This is a genomic window from Pseudoalteromonas sp. 2CM36K (assembly GCF_023161865.1).
Classification (GTDB): Bacteria; Pseudomonadota; Gammaproteobacteria; order Enterobacterales; family Alteromonadaceae; genus Pseudoalteromonas; species Pseudoalteromonas tetraodonis.
Window position 1 is genome coordinate 52,643 of the sequence record NZ_JALNTK010000012.1, and the last position, 16,552, is coordinate 69,194.

The following is a 16,552-nucleotide window of genomic DNA, read 5'->3' on the forward strand; positions in this document are numbered from 1 at the left end:
AGTGGTTATGATTACTGCAATTATTCGCTGGTCTGTTGTTAATCGTTTTTTTGTACTGTTACTGACCGCTATATTGATTGGTGGCGGCTTGTATGCTGTAAAAAACACCCCAGTAGATGCCTTACCCGATTTATCTGATGTACAGGTTATTGTTAAAACATCTTACCCTGGGCAAGCGCCGCAAGTAGTGCAAGATCAGGTTACATTTCCTATAACCACGGCGATGTTATCGGTACCAGGGGCGCAAACAGTACGCGGTTTTTCGTTTTTTGGTGACTCCTACGTGTACGTTATTTTTGACGAAGACACCGATTTATACTGGGCACGAAGTCGTGTTCAAGAATATTTAAGTCAAGTATCTGCGCGTTTACCTAATACGGCAATTGCAGAGCTAGGCCCCGATGCCACAGGAGTTGGTTGGGTGTATTTATATGCACTCACTGATACCACAGGTAAGCACGATATTAGTCAGCTACGCAGTTTACAAGATTGGTTTTTAAAGTTTGAACTGCAAACTGTGCCCGGTGTATCCGAAGTAGCATCGGTAGGTGGTATGGTGAAACAATACCAAGTTAACGTACAGCCCGATAAGTTACGTGCCTATGGTATTCCGCTAAGCCTTATTCAAACTGCCATTAAGCAAGGCAACCAAGAAATGGGGGCATCAGTTGTTGAAATGGCAGAGGCCGAATACATGGTTACCAGCACTGGCTATGTAAAAAGTGTGGCTGATTTAGAAGCTATTCCTTTAGGTATAAACGCTAACGGTACTGCACTACAGTTACGTGATGTTGCTAATGTGCGTTTAGGTCCTCAAATGCGCCGTGGTGTTGCCGAGCTTAACGGCGAAGGCGAGGTGGCTGGTGGCGTAGTAGTTATGCGCTTTGGTGAAAACGCGCAAAAAACCATAGAGCTCGTCAAAGCTAAATTGGAGTCACTTAAAAAAGGCCTGCCTGAGGGGGTTGAAATTGTACCTGTGTACGATCGCTCTCATTTAATAAAAGACGCAGTTGATAACCTCACCTCTAAACTGACGGAAGAGCTGATTGTAGTGGCATTAGTGTGTGTGGTGTTTTTATTCCATGTACGCTCATCGTTGGTGGCTATTATTACCTTGCCTTTAGGCATACTCACCGCCTTTATTATCATGTATTGGCAAGGGATTAATGCCAATATCATGTCATTAGGCGGGATTGCTATAGCGATAGGTGCCATGACAGATGGTGCAATTGTGATGATTGAAAACATGCACAAACACATGGAGAAAAAGCCGCTAACAAATGAAAATCGTTGGCAAGTGGTGATTGATTCTGCCAGTGAAGTAGGGCCTGCATTATTTTTTAGCTTATTAATCATTACAGTTAGCTTTATGCCGGTGTTTATTTTAGAAGCTCAAGAAGGGCGAATGTTTGCGCCATTAGCGTACACAAAAACCTATGCAATGGCGGCTTCTGCCGGCTTAGCAATTACCTTAGTACCCGTACTGATGGGGTACTTTATTCGCGGTAAGGTGATATCTGAAAATAAAAATCCGGTAAACCGTTTACTGGTAAATAGTTATAAGCCACTGTTAAACACAGTTTTAAAATTCCCCAAAAGCACCTTGTTGGTGGCACTGATTATTACTTTAGTGGGCCTTTATCCGGTAAATAAAATAGGCAGTGAGTTTATTCCACCTCTTGATGAGGGGGATTTAATGTATATGCCAACCACTTACCCTGGGATTTCTATTGGTAAAGCGCGCGAGCTATTACAGCAATCCGATAAGCTGATTGCCACTGTGCCCGAGGTAAAAACCGTATTTGGTAAAATTGGACGAGCGGAAACGGCAACCGATCCGGCACCACTGACCATGATTGAAACCTTTATACAGTTTAAGCCTAAAGATCAATGGCGCGAGGGCATGACCACCGAAAAGCTCAAACAAGAGCTGGATGCTTTAGTAAAGTTCCCAGGACTCACAAACGCTTGGGTAATGCCTATTAAAACGCGAATAGATATGCTGGCTACAGGGATTAAAACCCCAGTGGGTATAAAAGTCGCGGGGCCTAATTTGAATGAAATTCAAAAAATAGGTCAACAAATAGAGGCACTGCTTAAAGACTTTCCCGGTACGGCGTCGGTTTACTCAGAGCGAGTAGCGGGTGGGCGTTATATTAAGGTCGATATTAACCGCGAAAAAGCAGCGCGTTATAGTTTAAATATTGCAGATGTGCAGCAAGTGGTCGCAACCGCCATTGGGGGAATGAACGTGACTGAAACGGTTGAGGGTCAAGAGCGATACCCAGTTAATATTCGTTATCCGCAAGCATATCGTGATTCACCAGAGGAGTTAATGCTACTGCCTATTGTAACCCCTGCTGGGCAACGTATTGCACTTGCCGACGTGGCTGATGTATACATTAGCGATGGCCCTCCTGGCATAAAAAGTGAAAATGCCCGTTTAAATGGCTGGAGCTTTATTGATATTAAAGATACTGACATTGGCAGCTATGTAGAAAGTGCTCAGCAGTTACTAAACGAGCAGCTAATTTTACCCGCAGGGTATTCTATAACTTGGGCAGGGCAATACGAATATATGGAGCGCGCTAAGGCGAAACTGAGTTATGTGTTGCCGTTAACATTAGCCATTATTGTGGTACTGCTTTACCTGAATTTTAGAAGCTTCACTGAAGTATTTATTATTATGGCGACATTACCCCTGGCGATGATAGGCGGTATCTGGCTCATGTATTTAGAAGGCTTTAACTTCTCTGTTGCTGTGGGGGTCGGCTTTATTGCCCTTGCTGGGGTGGCCGTAGAAATAGGCGTTATTATGTTGGTGTATTTAAACCAAGCGTATAAAGCGCAGGTAGAGGCCGCCTCTCAATTAGGAAAAAGCATGAGTATTGAGCAGCTTAAGCATGCCATATTAGAAGGCGCCGGTTTGCGCGTTCGCCCTGTAATGATGACGGTAGCAACCATAGTGATTGGTCTGTTACCGGTGTTATATGGCACAGGCACGGGCAGTGAAGTAATGAGTCGAATAGCCGCCCCCATGGTTGGCGGTATGTTTAGCGCCATTGTTTTAACATTGCTGGTGTTACCCGCGGTGTATTTATTATGGCGAAAGCGAAACCTATAATTTTTACACTGGTTGTGTAACTTGTACTGTAAAAATCAGTGCAAGTTACCCAAACTTAGTCTAGCCACTGATTTTATTATATTTTTTATTGGCATGATTCACGCATCTATTTAATCATTAGGGTTAAATAGTAAGGAACGCACATGCAAGTTAAAACAATCCAAGAAGTGTTCGATTGGACCGTTCAGTTTCACACACAAATGGCCGCTAATTTTTTTAGTGTAAAGGACCTACTCGGGGAGCATAACAAACAGCTAATTGATTATTGTGTAGAGTATGAAAAAAAGCTCGCTGAGGATTTGATTGGCTTTAAAGCCATCACGCAAATAAACACTTTAGATACGTATTGTTATGAATATTTTTCAGGGCACTCAGAAATCATTAACTTTACTGATTTAGATCGCAGTAACCAGTTAGATGAGCAAGTAATTCAAGAATATTTATCAAAGCAGCATCAAAAAGTATTGAACGCATATAGTTATTTGGCTGATAAAGCACAATCACCTGAGGCTCAAGAAAAACTAAGTGAGCTGTTGCAACTTGAAGAGCAAGGATTAAAGCAAATGATACAAAGTATTAACCGCCACGCCGACATGTAGCACTATGTGTTATTTGTCGCTGATTAATACCGCGATTGTATAATTGATATAAAAAGCAAATATAAAAAAAGGCGCTGTAATTAGCGCCTTTTTGTATTGAAAATAATAGAGCACATTTAACTTTGTTCAACATCAACCATTAAGTCACTCGTAATTGACTCAAGAGCGTTAATTACTTCGTCTTTGTTAAGCCCATTAGGCAGGCTAACGGTGGCAACGGCACTAAAAATTGGCACCCCCCAGTTTGGCGCACTTTGCTGCCTTGAGTTTAAGTTCGTAATATTAGCGCCTTTATGACGAATAACATTTGCCAGCTCTTGGACAATACCGGGACGATCGTTCCCGGTGATCACAAAATTAAGCTGCTCGAGTTCAACAGGCTCAATTTCGGTGTTGCCTTTTTCAATACGGACATCTAATTTAGGAAGTCCATTAAGCGCATCTTGAAATGCCTGTAAATGCTCTTCAGCCACCTCAACTTGTATAATGCCAGCAAAGTGGCCAAGCAAATGACTTAAATTACTGCTTAACCAATTACCGTGGTTTTCCAATATAACCGATGAAATACTTTCTACTAAACCGGGGCGATCTTCCCCTATAATGCTTATTACCAACTGCTTCATAATAGTTCTCTTTTTAAGCCCAAATGAAAAAATAAATGCATAGGCATTAAGTGATGCGATCTAATGTATGTGATTCTTAATGTATGTAAAAGCTAACCACAAAAGGATTGTTATATTAGATGCCCATTGAGTATTGTCTTGGATAAATAGTTTGTCCAATTAATAATTGATTTAGTTTATTAATAACACATAAATAAATACAATTATTTAATAAAACAATACGTTAATATTATTTCGTGGTTCCAGTAAAGAATTATTACGACTGTAACATTACTGTCACTTTGATGAAATATAATGCGCCCAACGTTAAGATATAAGGGTGTTTTGATGACTTCAAATCCGAATAAACCGACTTTTAATACGGATCGAAGCCGTCTATTTAAAGACCGGTTTGCTAAGTTTGGCATAACCGCAGGCGGTATAATGGTATTAATAGCACTGCTATTGATCTTTTTTTACCTTCTTTATGTAGTGCAGCCTATTTTTGAGTCAGCTAAAGTTGAAAAGCGCGCTAGCTTTAATGTTGCTAATGCTGAGCAAATAGTTGGGCTTGGTGTTGAAGAACAAACTGAGGTTGCTTACTTACTTGATAATCAAGGTCAAGTTAACTTCTATAGTGTTGATAAAGCAAACTTTGGTAAAAAACTAAAAACACTTAATGCCACTTTACCTGCGAAGGTAACCAGCTTTGCAAATAGTGCCCCTTTTCAAGGTCATTATGCGTATGGCTTAGAAAATGGCACAGTGATAATTGTAGCGCCTAAGTTTTTAGTCACCTTTCCTAATAATGAACGTAAGCTAACTCCGCGTTTAGGTTATCCACCGGGTGAGATGGCACTCGAAGTTGATGAGCAAGGTGCTGCTATTAAGCGTTTTGCCTTTAGTCATTATGAGGACAAAACAGCCGTTGTGGCACTTACCGCCGATAAACGTGTGGTATTTAGCAGCTTTGTAGCCGAAGAAAATATGTTTACCGGTGAAGTCGAATGGCAAGTTGAACGTACCGAATTGAACATTGATGGTCGCGTAGATGAGTTATTAATGTCGCCGGATACCACCCGCACATTTGTTCGCTCTGCTAATCAAATTTACGTATTCGATACTCGCTACCCAAGTGAAGTAGAGCAAATCCAATTATTATCTGCTAACGAAGAAAACGCTAATATCGTGTCATCACAATTATTGGCTGGCGCAAACTCACTCATGCTGGCCAATGATAATGGTGAAATATCGCAGTGGTTTGAAGTAAACACTGACTCAGGTCGCGAGTTTCAAAAAATTCGTTCGTTTGAAACCACTAAGCAAAGTAAGTTAAATATTTTTACTGAGTTTTACCGTCGCACCTTTTTCACAACCGGTCAAAATGGTGAGCTAGGTGTTTATTACACAACCAGTGAAGCAAAGTTGTGGCAAGGTAAAGTCAGTGAAGGTGCAATTGAACAGTTTGCTATTGCTCCGCGTTCAAATGCCGCGCTGATTTTGGCTGATAACAAGCTAACGGTATTAGAAATTCATAACGAACACCCAGAAGTAACGTGGTCAGCGCTTTGGCAAGAAGTATGGTACGAGGGGTACCCTGAGCCGGGTTATATTTGGCAATCAACGTCTGCAAGTGATGATTTTGAATCTAAGTTCTCACTGGTACCAATTTCATTTGGTACTTTAAAGGCTGCTATGTATGCAATGTTATTTGCTGTGCCTATTGCTATTTCAGCCGCTATTTACACCGCTTACTTTATGTCGAGCGAATTACGTCGCGTAGTTAAGCCGACCGTTGAAATAATGGAAGCTCTGCCAACGGTAATACTCGGCTTTTTAGCTGGCTTGTGGTTAGCGCCTTTAATTGAAGAGCACCTGCCGGCTATTGTTGGCTTACTCGTATTACTACCATTAGGTATTTTAGCAACCGCTTTAGGTTGGACTAAATTACCTGCAGCTATTCGCCATAAAATTCCTGAAGGCTCACATTCAATTTTATTAATTCCTGTGGTGTTATTTATTGGTTGGTTGTCATTTGCGATGAGCGAAAGTATTGAACTGTGGATGTTTGATGGCAATGTGCGTCAATACCTAACAAATGAATTAGGCATGACCTTCGATCAGCGTAATTCATTAGTAGTGGGTATTGCGATGGGCTTTGCGGTTATTCCCACTATCTTCTCAATTGCGGAAGATGCGGTATTCAGCGTTCCTAAGCATTTATCGAATGGCTCGTTAGCATTAGGTGCAACGCAGTGGCAAACGCTAATTCGCGTGGTGTTACTAACGGCTAGCCCAGGTATTTTCTCTGCGGTCATGATGGGGTTAGGTCGCGCCGTAGGCGAAACCATGATTGTACTGATGGCAACCGGTAATACGCCGATTATGGATTGGAGTATTTTCCAAGGTATGCGTACCTTAGCCGCTAATATTGCCGTCGAAATGCCGGAGTCGGAAGTGGGGAGCTCGCATTATCGAATTCTATTCTTAGCCGCCTTTGTATTATTCATATTTACCTTTATTTTCAACACCGTTGCTGAATTTGTTCGTCAGCAGCTGCGTGAAAAATATAGCTCAATGTAAGTGGAGAAACACGACATGGTAAAGCAGTGGTTTAGGTCTGGTTCTCCTTGGATTTGGATGACCGGTGGTGCCGTCAGCATCAGTTTAATTTCAGTAATTGGTTTACTCGCCATGATTGCATGGAAGGGATTAAGCTTTTTTTGGCCATCTCAAGTTATGCAATATGAGCTTGAAGGCTCGATTACTAAACAAACCGTTATTGGTGAAATTTACGACCGTGAATTAGTACCTAAGTCGCGTTTAGCGGCAACCGGGATTGATGTTTCTAAATTTGAAAAAGACGAAGTTGAGCGTTTACTAATTAAAACCGGTAACCGTGAGTATGTAGATTTAGACTTTCGCTGGATACTTGAAACTGATATTACACAAAGCTCAGCACCAAAAGCACTCGCGGTATTTGAGCGTAGCAAAAACGGTAACTTTTACGGTTATGTAGAATCAGTAATTAAAGACGGTGAAACAATAACTACAGATAAAGTTGAAACATTACATGATCTTGTAGAGCGTGCGGTTGACTTGAATGACGAAGCACTGAATTTACAAAATGGTGATATTGGTCATATAAACTACGAGTTAGAGCGTTTACGTTTACAGGAAAAAGCCTATTTGCTTGATAACGAGCTAACTGATGAGCGCGTAGCTGAACTTGCTCAAGCCCGTGCTGATTTACGTGCGCAATATGGTGAGCTTGAAAAAGAGTTATTTGCACTGCGTAACCAAGCTAAGCGTGACCAAGTAACTGTGAAAGATATGCGTGGTGAGATTGTTACTATCCCGCTTTATCAAGTGTTGGATGTATGGTTTCCAAACGACATGGGCTTTTTTGCTAAACTAGGCCATTACTTTGTGCAGTTAGGCAAGTTTGTTTCAGATGACCCACGTGAAGCGAATACCGAAGGCGGTGTATTTCCTGCTATCTTTGGTACGGTATTCATGGTGATGTTAATGGCTGTAATTGTGACGCCATTTGGTGTGGTTGCCGCCATTTATTTGCATGAATATGCAGCTAAAAACGCAATTACTAAAATGATCCGTATTGCGGTTATTAACCTAGCGGGTGTTCCGTCAATTGTATATGGTGTATTCGGTCTAGGATTCTTTGTGTATATGGTAGGTGGCAGTGTTGACCAACTATTTTACCCAGAGTCATCGCCTACGCCTGTATTTGGTACACCCGGAGTGATGTGGTCGGCACTCACCTTGGCTATATTAACTCTGCCTGTGGTAATTGTGTCAACCGAGGAAGGTTTATCTCGTATTCCAAGCACAGTACGTGATGGTTCATTAGCACTAGGCGCGACTAAGGTAGAAACGTTATGGCGAATCATTATTCCTATGGCCAGTCCTGCTATTATGACGGGGTTAATTTTAGCGGTTGCTCGTGCTGCGGGTGAAGTTGCACCGCTTATGCTGGTGGGTGTAGTAAAAATGGCACCAACGTTGCCGCTTGATGGTAACTTCCCTTACATACACTTAGATAGAAAGTTCATGCACTTAGGTTTTCATATTTACGATGTTGGCTTTCAAAGCCCTAACGTTGAAGCGGCGCGTCCGCTGGTATATGCAACGGCCTTTTTGTTAGTGTCGGTTATTATTACCCTTAACATCACCGCCATTGGTATACGCAACCATTTACGTGAAAAATTCAGATCGCTTGAGCATTAATTTAGTATAGGTAACAAACATGATTACAGTCGCTCCAAAAGTAAACCAAGCAAAGCCAAGCTTGAAGTTAGATTTAAATAATTTAACAGACGAACAAAAAGCGCTAGAAATTAAAGATCTCGACCTTTACTACGGTGATAAACAAGCACTGAGTAAAGTAAATATGAACATTCCGAAAGGCCAAGTAACGGCATTTATCGGTCCGTCGGGTTGTGGTAAGTCAACTTTGCTGCGTTGTATTAACCGTATGAATGACTTGGTTGATATTTGTCGCATAGAAGGCGAAATAATGCTGCACGGGCAAAATATTTACGACAAAAGCGTAGATGTTGCTGCGCTTCGTCGTAATGTTGGCATGGTGTTTCAGCGCCCAAACCCGTTTCCTAAATCAATCTACGAGAATGTGGTTTACGGTCTTCGCCTGCAAGGGATCAAAGAAAAGCGTAAGCTTGATGAAGTGGTCGAACAATCATTGCGTGGTGCGGCATTATGGGATGAAGTAAAAGACAGACTTCACGATAGTGCATTTGGTTTATCGGGCGGTCAGCAGCAGCGTTTAGTTATTGCTCGCTCAATTGCGATAGAGCCAGAAGTATTATTGCTTGATGAACCAACATCAGCACTCGACCCAATTTCAACTTTAGTGATTGAAGAACTAATTAATGATTTAAAGAATAAATTTACTGTGGTTATTGTTACTCATAACATGCAACAAGCAGCGCGGGTATCTGATCAAACCGCGTTTATGTATATGGGTGAGCTCATTGAGTATTCAGATACCAATACCTTATTTACCACACCAACGAAGAAAAAAACTGAAGATTATATTACCGGACGCTACGGCTAGTCGGGTTAAAACGCTAAAACAATGAATTATTAAAGAAGGTCATTATGGAACACAACATTAATAAACATATTTCTGGTCGTTTTAACCAAGAGTTAGAAGATGTGCGAAACCATGTACTAAGTATGGGTGGGTTGGTTGAGCAACAACTTAATAGCGCGCTTGATGCAGTTAGCAAAAACGATGCGGTATTGGCACAAAAAGTACGTGAAAACGACTACAAAGTTAATGCAATGGAAGTCAGTATTGATGAAGATTGCACACGTATTATTGCTAAGCGCCAACCGGCAGCCAGTGATTTACGTTTAGTAATTGCAATAGCAAAAACCATTGCTGATTTAGAAAGAATTGGTGATGAAGCTAAGCGAATTGCTAAAGTTGCACTAGACTCATTTACTAAGGATCAACAAGATTTATTAGTAAATATTGAAAATATGGGTCGCCAAGTATCTAAAATGCTGCATGACGTTTTAGATGCATTTGCACGTATGGATGTGCAACGTGCGTTTGAAGTGCATAAAGAGGATGCTAAAGTAGATAGAGAGTATGAAGCTATCACCCGTCAAATAATGACGTACATGATGGAAGATCCGCGCTCAATTCCAAAAATTATGGATTTAGTATGGTCTGTTCGCTCATTAGAGCGTATTGGTGATCGTTGTCAAAACATCGCTGAATACGTCATTTATTTTGTAAACGGTAAAGATATTCGTCATACATCTCAAGACGATATTGAAAAATCACTGTAGTGATACGAATAACTAGAAAATAATTGAATGAGAAAAAGCGTTCACAATCTAGCTTAATGCTGTAAAATTCACGCTGAACAGCATATTGAATTGATTAAAGGGTCAGTTATGCCAACAAATTTTTTAGGTGTTTTTGCAAAATCACCTATAAAACCAATAGAAGAACACATCAGAAAAGCGCATCAAGCAAGCGAAAGTTTGGTACCTTTTTTTAATCATGTTTTTAAAGAAGAATGGCAACAAGCTGAAGAGCTACGTTTAACTATTCGTAATTTAGAGCGTGAAGCCGATGAAATGAAAAGAACTATACGCTTACAACTACCTGGCGGATTATTCATGCCGGTAGAGCGTACAGACCTTCTCGAATTAGTAACCCAACAAGACAAAATTGCTAATAAGGCAAAAGACATTGCTGGGCGTGTAATTGGTCGTGAGATGATCATACCACAAGAGATTCAAGAAGACTTTTTGGCGTATGTAACTCGTTGTGTTGATGCAACAAAACAAGCATCTAAAGCGATTAATGAATTAGAAGAATTGTTAGAAACGGGCTTTAAAGGCAGAGAAGTTACTCTGGTTGAAAAAATGCTCGTAGAATTGGATGCCATAGAACAAGACACGGATGAAATGCAAATTAGAATACGCCGCCAACTACGTAAAGTAGAAAGTGAGCTAAATCCAGTAGATGTAATGTTTTTATACAAAATCATTGAATGGGTTGGCGAGCTTGCAGATATTGCAGAGCGCGTAGGGTCACGTCTTGAGCTGATGTTAGCTCGTTAATTTAAAATCAGTTCAAACACGAAAGATTAAGGTTACACAATGGATATCATTGCATCTTACGGCACGGTATTAATTCTAATTGCCGCAGCAGTCGGCTTTTTTATGGCTTATGGTATTGGCGCAAATGACGTTGCCAACGCGATGGGTACATCAGTAGGTTCAAAAGCACTTACCATTAAACAAGCGATTTTTATCGCGATGATTTTTGAGTTTGCAGGTGCTTATTTAGCCGGTGGTGAAGTAACATCAACAATTCGTAAAGGGATTATTGATGCGGCCCCATTTGCCGACATTCCTGAATTGATGATTTTAGGTATGATCGCCTCATTATTTGCCGCGGGCAGTTGGTTATTAATTGCCTCGTTTTTAGGCTGGCCGGTATCGACCACTCATTCAATCATTGGCGCTATTATTGGCTTTGCTCTGGTTGCAGTAGGCACAGAGGCTATTCAATGGGGTAAGGTTGCCGGTATCGTAGGTAGCTGGATTGTAACGCCGGCGATATCAGGTTTTATAGCGTACTTAATATTTATGAGTGCGCAAAAGCTGATATTTGATACAGACGCTCCACTTAAAAATGCAAAGCGTTTTGTACCAATATACATGGGTTTAGCTGGCTTTATTATGGCACTTGTGACCATTAAAAAAGGCTTAAAGCACATAGGTATTAATTTAGGTACCTTTGAAGGTTTTGCTATTTCTATAGGTATAGCGGTACTAGTTGCTGTTATTGGTAAAATTGCGATTTCTCGTTTAAATATCGATCCTAAAGCGGATAGAGAAATGCAGTTTAACAATGTAGAAAAAGTGTTTGCAGTACTTATGGTGCTAACAGCCTGTTGTATGGCATTTGCTCATGGTTCTAATGATGTTGCTAACGCAATTGGACCACTAGCTGCTGTTGTAAACATTGTTGAAAATAATGGTGAAATCGCGAAGAAAGCGGCTATTGCTTGGTGGATATTACCACTGGGTGGTTTAGGTATTGTTGCCGGTCTTGCTATTTTAGGCAAAAAAGTAATTAAAACCATTGGTGAAGGAATTACACATTTAACACCAAGCCGTGGTTTTGCTGCTGAATTAGCCGCTGCATCTACCGTTGTTATTGCATCGGGCACAGGCTTACCTATCTCAACCACACAAACCCTAGTGGGTGCCGTGTTGGGTGTAGGTATGGCACGTGGTATTGCCGCACTTAATATGGGTGTAATAAGAAATATTGTAGTTTCTTGGGTAATTACATTGCCAGTTGGTGCTGCCCTTGCTATTGTTATTTTCTACGTACTAAGAACCGCTTTTGGGGTTTAATAAAAAGTACTTAAAAGACTTTTAGCTTGAAAAGATCTCAACGCCCTTGGTGTTGGGGTCTTTTTATTTGTGGAAAGAAAAATGACCAATCTCCCTAGTATAAAGCAGCTACAGTATTTATTAGCTGTGCATCAGCATCAACATTTTGGCCGCGCAGCAAGTGCCTGCTTTATTGGCCAGTCAACGCTGAGCACCGCAATTCAAAATTTAGAAGAGACCTTAGGGTGTCAGCTTATAGAACGAGAAAATCGCAGCCTTATGTTTACCACCATTGGTGAAGAGGTTGTTGAGCGTTCAAGAAAAATCATTAACGACACTATTAGCTTAAAAGAGCTTACCAAAAGCTTTTTAACGCCGCTTAGCGGTACATTAACGGTAGGTGTTATTCCCACGATTGCGAGCTTTATTGCAGCGCCTCTTTATCACTTTTGTCAGCAAACGTTTGCTGACTTAGAGTTAGTTTTAGTGGAGGATACCAGCGACAAGCTACTTGATAAGTTAGAGCATGGGCAAATTGACTTGGCACTATTAGCGCTGCCCTACGAAACCGATAAATTTCATACTCAAGTACTTGCACAAGATCATTTTAGCTTAGTGCACCATAAAGACTACACACCAGCTAAAGGCATTGAAGACTTTAATTTACTACCAGAAGCGAGTGTATTTTTACTTGAGCGAGAGCACTGTATGACTGGGCATGCGCTCAGTGCGTGCCATTTAAACCGCTCTAGCTGTATAAATCCCTTTGAGGCAGCTAGCTTACATACTTTATTGAGTATGGTTGAGTACAAACTTGGCGTGACTTTTTTACCGCAAATGGCGATTAACGCGGGTATTTTAGAAAACAAAAACATGCTTGCTACGCCATCACAAGGTAATGCCTATCGTGATATTGGTGTACTGTGGCGCAAAACAACGGGGCGGATTCGTGACTTTAAATTGTTTAGCCAACAGTTAGAGGTCTTTTTGAAAAAGCAGTGCAGTGTTGATTTTAAGTAACTTAAAAAAAAGCGTATTAGAGATAATACGCTCAATAACACAGGGAATTAAAGTGGCTGCTTGTGCTGGTAGCTCTCTAGCGGCGGTAAAAACAATAAGTAAACCCACACAACAACATTGAAGTAAGGCACCAGTCCAAGCACTGTAAAGGTTTTTACAGGGTAGCCTTTAATCTGGGCATACTTGTAACATTGAAGCGCAATAGCAAAGTGTATAAACAATAATAACGTGATTAGTTGCATCATAAACATCCTCCTTATGACTAAATATCCATCTTTAAGAGTATAGACATCTAGATGATAAGAAATAAAGATGTCATGTAAAATCAAGGTGATCACTTAATTTTCATGACATTTTGCTGCCGATAAGCAAAGTATAGGTTAGATGGGCAATTTGGGTAGTAATAAATTGCTTAAATTTGTTTATTAATGTTTATAGTGATGTGAAGGTATCTTGATAAAAAATAGGGTTGTTCTTTATTTTTTCTAATTCAATCAGTACCTTGTCGATAGGGACAGGGCGAGCAATAAAATAGCCTTGCCCGTAGTCTACGCCTATTTCTTTGAGTGCAAAAAATACTTCAGCTGTTTCCACATATTCAGCCACAGAGCGCTTATCTAGTGACCTACTGATGTCGTTTATAGCTTTTACTAGCGCTAAATCAATGGAGTCGTTAAGCATATCGCGGACAAATGAGCCGTCAATTTTCACATGTTGGGCTGGTAATTGTTTAAGATAATTAAAGGTACTAAATCCGGTACCAAAGTCATCAATCGAAAAGTGGCAGCCTAAATTATTTAACCGTTCAATCATTTTACGAGTGGCAGCCAAATTATTAATGCTAGCCGATTCGGTTATTTCAAAAATAATTTTTGATGGAGACACTTGGTATTTTTCGAGGCTCGACTCTATTAACGGCAGTAAACGCTCATCTAAAAATGACTGTGCCGATAAATTTATTGCAACCTGAAGAAGCTCTGGGTGCGCAGCAACACTTGCCATACTGTTACGAATAACACATTGATCCATTAAAAAGGTGTCGTTAAGCATTTCCAATGAGGGAATAAATTGATTTGGGTAAATAAGTTCGTCGTCGAGCTTTAATCTCAGTAGTACTTCAAAGTAAGCAACCTGATTAGTTTTAAAATCCCAAATGGGTTGATAATGAAGTTCTATACTGTCTTGTTGTAGAGCTTGGCGTACGCCATGGCCCCATTCTAAGCCCGTTTGCAGCGCATTGTTTTCACCATCTTGTTTTGAATAACAATGTACTAAGTTACGGCCTAAATTTTTAGCAATATATAACGCAATATCTGATTGCTTTAAACATTCATTTGGGTCGCAGTTCTCAGCAGTAATTTGTGTTAAGCCAATAGAGCAGCTAATTGAATACACTTGATCTTCTGACTTAAATTGGTTGCCCTCAATGGCACTACAAATCCTCTGTGCAATTAAATGTGCGTCTAATAAATTGGTGTTTTTAAGGATCACCGCAAACTCATCGCCACCCACACGGCAGATCAGGTGCTCATTACTAATATTGGCAATAAACAGTTGTGCCACTTCTTTTAAAACAATATCGCCTTGTTGATGGCCTTTACTGTCGTTGATTATTTTAAAGTGATCAAGATCGATATAAATCAGTGCATGCTCAATATTTGCATAGGTATTTTCGTTTTGACAAATATAGTTAAGTTGTTGGTCAAAATAATAACGATTGTGTAGCCCTGTTAAGGTGTCATGCAGGGCTAAATGGCGTAATTGCAACTCTGCTTGCTTGCGCTCATGAATGTTATCGAGTGTGGCAGTGATAGTGGCGTTGTTGCTGCTATTTTTTATTAACTGAAGCCGACATTCGACCCATACTGAGTTACCGTTTTTTTGGCTCAGTTTAACTTCTATTTTTTGTTTGTTCGCGCCACCTTGTAAAATATCATCAATAGTTGATTGTAATGACTGTTTATATTCTGTGGTGCAAAACGCAGTGAGTGGTTGTTGTAAGGTCGACTTAACTCCAAAACCACTTAGAGATTCCCACGCCGGGTTTATAAAGCGAATATTTCCTTGCTGATCTAGTTCAAGTACAACCGTGTTTAAGTGCAATAAAATGCGCTGATGCGCTGAAAATAGGTCGCGATATTTTACTTCACTAACACTTAACTGCTGCACTTTGTTAGCAAACTCAGCATAGCTCACCATGAAGTCTTCACGACGCGCTGCATGATCACAGACTTTATTCAAAAATGAAGGATCGTAAGGGGCGCGAATAAAGTCGGTAACACCAGAAAGTAATAACTGCTCAGCGTAATCAGCATCGTCTTTATCAATAATAGTAACAATGGCTTGCTGAGGGTTATGCTGCAAAATCTTTTCTACTAATTGATTTGAGCTCTCAGCTTGTGCTGCAGTGGCATCAAGTAGCACGATAGCAAACGACTGTTGATTATAGGCACTGAGCGCGGCTTTTTCGTTAGTAACATGAGTAATTGCAAAGTTAAGCTTTAATTGTTCACTGATGTCGTTTGCCCTGCTGCTAAAGGGTTCTAATAACAGCAGGTTTAAGCGACTGCTTTTTTCTAAATGACTCGACAACACATTTGCGAGTATTTGCGGCAATATATCTTGGCGTTCAAAAGGCAGTACTGCATCTATGCCATAGCTACGTGCGGTAGTTTCGGCGATACGCTCACAATAAATGGGCGGAATAAGTAAAATAGGCGTATTTTTCGGCGTGTTAAGTAAACCAGAGCGGATCATACGTGAAAACCGCCAGCCATCAATTTTACCTACATCTAAGCCGGTTATGATTATATTTACGCTTTGGTTCTTTAAGATTTTTAACGCATCTTGGCTGTCTGAGGCTTCAATAAACTCAAACACACCAAGCCTCTCCAGCGTAGCGCGTATAGTTTGGCGCTCATCATTACTTGTATTTAATATTAGCAATTTAAGCTGTTTTGCCACTTAGATACCACTCCGAGAAATGCAGATCTTAAAACTGTAAGAGTAATGATATTTAGCCATAAGAACAAGCGTATTTAACCGCTATTTTAAATGTAGTTCATTGATAGCTAATTAGGGAGAATATAGGGGTTATCTTGAGCTTCATTAGTAATAGTTAAATACCCAAACCACCTCAAAATGCAGAATTCAGCGCTTCACAGGGGCTTAATATCAAGGCGATACTTTGCCGTAATGGTAGTCCCTTTCAAGAAGTAGCAACGATGAGAGTATGCCCCTGTGAAACGCCCACGGGTTGGTTTAAAAGCGATTTATACTGCGTTATTGATATTAAT

General features: G+C 40.5%; 12 protein-coding genes. 9 read left to right on the plus strand and 3 right to left on the minus strand.

Translation table 11 applies throughout. The annotated features are described in order from the left end of the window. Positions 1–7 precede the first annotated feature (7 nt). Both MTN97_RS09045 and MTN97_RS09050 read left to right on the plus strand, forming a co-directional pair. On the plus strand, positions 8–3,124 hold the full coding sequence (locus MTN97_RS09045; RefSeq protein WP_248474217.1) for an efflux RND transporter permease subunit: 3,117 nt from the start codon (positions 8–10) through the stop codon (positions 3,122–3,124). Positions 3,125–3,267: 143 nt separating this feature from the next. Then, positions 3,268–3,723, plus strand: coding sequence for a hypothetical protein (locus MTN97_RS09050; RefSeq protein WP_248474219.1), 456 nt, complete (start codon positions 3,268–3,270; stop codon positions 3,721–3,723). Positions 3,724–3,839: 116 nt separating this feature from the next. On the opposite strand, the gene MTN97_RS09055 is transcribed toward MTN97_RS09050, so the two are convergent. Continuing rightward, the gene (locus MTN97_RS09055; RefSeq protein WP_069439792.1) at positions 3,840–4,346 is read right to left on the minus strand and encodes a glycine cleavage system protein R; all 507 of its coding nucleotides are present in this window, start codon (positions 4,344–4,346) and stop codon (positions 3,840–3,842) included. 327 nt (positions 4,347–4,673) lie between these two features. Between MTN97_RS09055 and MTN97_RS09060 the strand changes: the two genes are divergently transcribed. From MTN97_RS09060 to MTN97_RS09090, 7 genes are all read left to right on the plus strand, one after another. Next, positions 4,674–6,908 carry an ABC transporter permease subunit gene (locus MTN97_RS09060; RefSeq protein ID WP_193049317.1) on the plus strand — a complete coding sequence of 745 codons (2,235 nt, stop codon included), beginning with the start codon at positions 4,674–4,676 and terminating at the stop codon, positions 6,906–6,908. Between the two features lie 15 nt (positions 6,909–6,923). After that, positions 6,924–8,573: a phosphate ABC transporter permease PstA gene (pstA, locus tag MTN97_RS09065; protein WP_248474220.1), complete on the plus strand. Its 1,650-nt coding sequence runs from the start codon at positions 6,924–6,926 to the stop codon at positions 8,571–8,573. A gap of 19 nt (positions 8,574–8,592) precedes the next feature. Then, positions 8,593–9,420, plus strand: a complete 828-nt coding sequence (gene pstB, locus MTN97_RS09070; RefSeq protein WP_008114812.1) for a phosphate ABC transporter ATP-binding protein PstB — start codon at positions 8,593–8,595, stop codon at positions 9,418–9,420. Between the two features lie 44 nt (positions 9,421–9,464). Beyond that, entirely contained in the window at positions 9,465–10,166 is a 702-nt protein-coding gene (phoU, locus tag MTN97_RS09075; protein ID WP_036980285.1) for a phosphate signaling complex protein PhoU, read from the plus strand. Between the two features lie 108 nt (positions 10,167–10,274). Beyond that, on the plus strand, positions 10,275–10,949 hold the full coding sequence (locus MTN97_RS09080; protein WP_036980283.1) for a TIGR00153 family protein: 675 nt from the start codon (positions 10,275–10,277) through the stop codon (positions 10,947–10,949). 39 nt (positions 10,950–10,988) lie between these two features. Further along, positions 10,989–12,257: an inorganic phosphate transporter gene (locus MTN97_RS09085; RefSeq protein WP_036980279.1), complete on the plus strand. Its 1,269-nt coding sequence runs from the start codon at positions 10,989–10,991 to the stop codon at positions 12,255–12,257. Between the two features lie 81 nt (positions 12,258–12,338). Then, positions 12,339–13,256, plus strand: a complete 918-nt coding sequence (locus MTN97_RS09090; protein ID WP_036980277.1) for a hydrogen peroxide-inducible genes activator — start codon at positions 12,339–12,341, stop codon at positions 13,254–13,256. Between the two features lie 47 nt (positions 13,257–13,303). Here MTN97_RS09090 and MTN97_RS09095 read toward each other — a convergent pair whose 3' ends face one another. Continuing rightward, positions 13,304–13,501, minus strand: a complete 198-nt coding sequence (locus tag MTN97_RS09095; RefSeq protein WP_036980276.1) for a hypothetical protein — start codon at positions 13,499–13,501, stop codon at positions 13,304–13,306. Positions 13,502–13,688: 187 nt separating this feature from the next. Then, entirely contained in the window at positions 13,689–16,220 is a 2,532-nt protein-coding gene (locus MTN97_RS09100) for an EAL domain-containing protein (RefSeq protein ID WP_248474221.1), read from the minus strand. Positions 16,221–16,552: the final 332 nt, after the last annotated feature.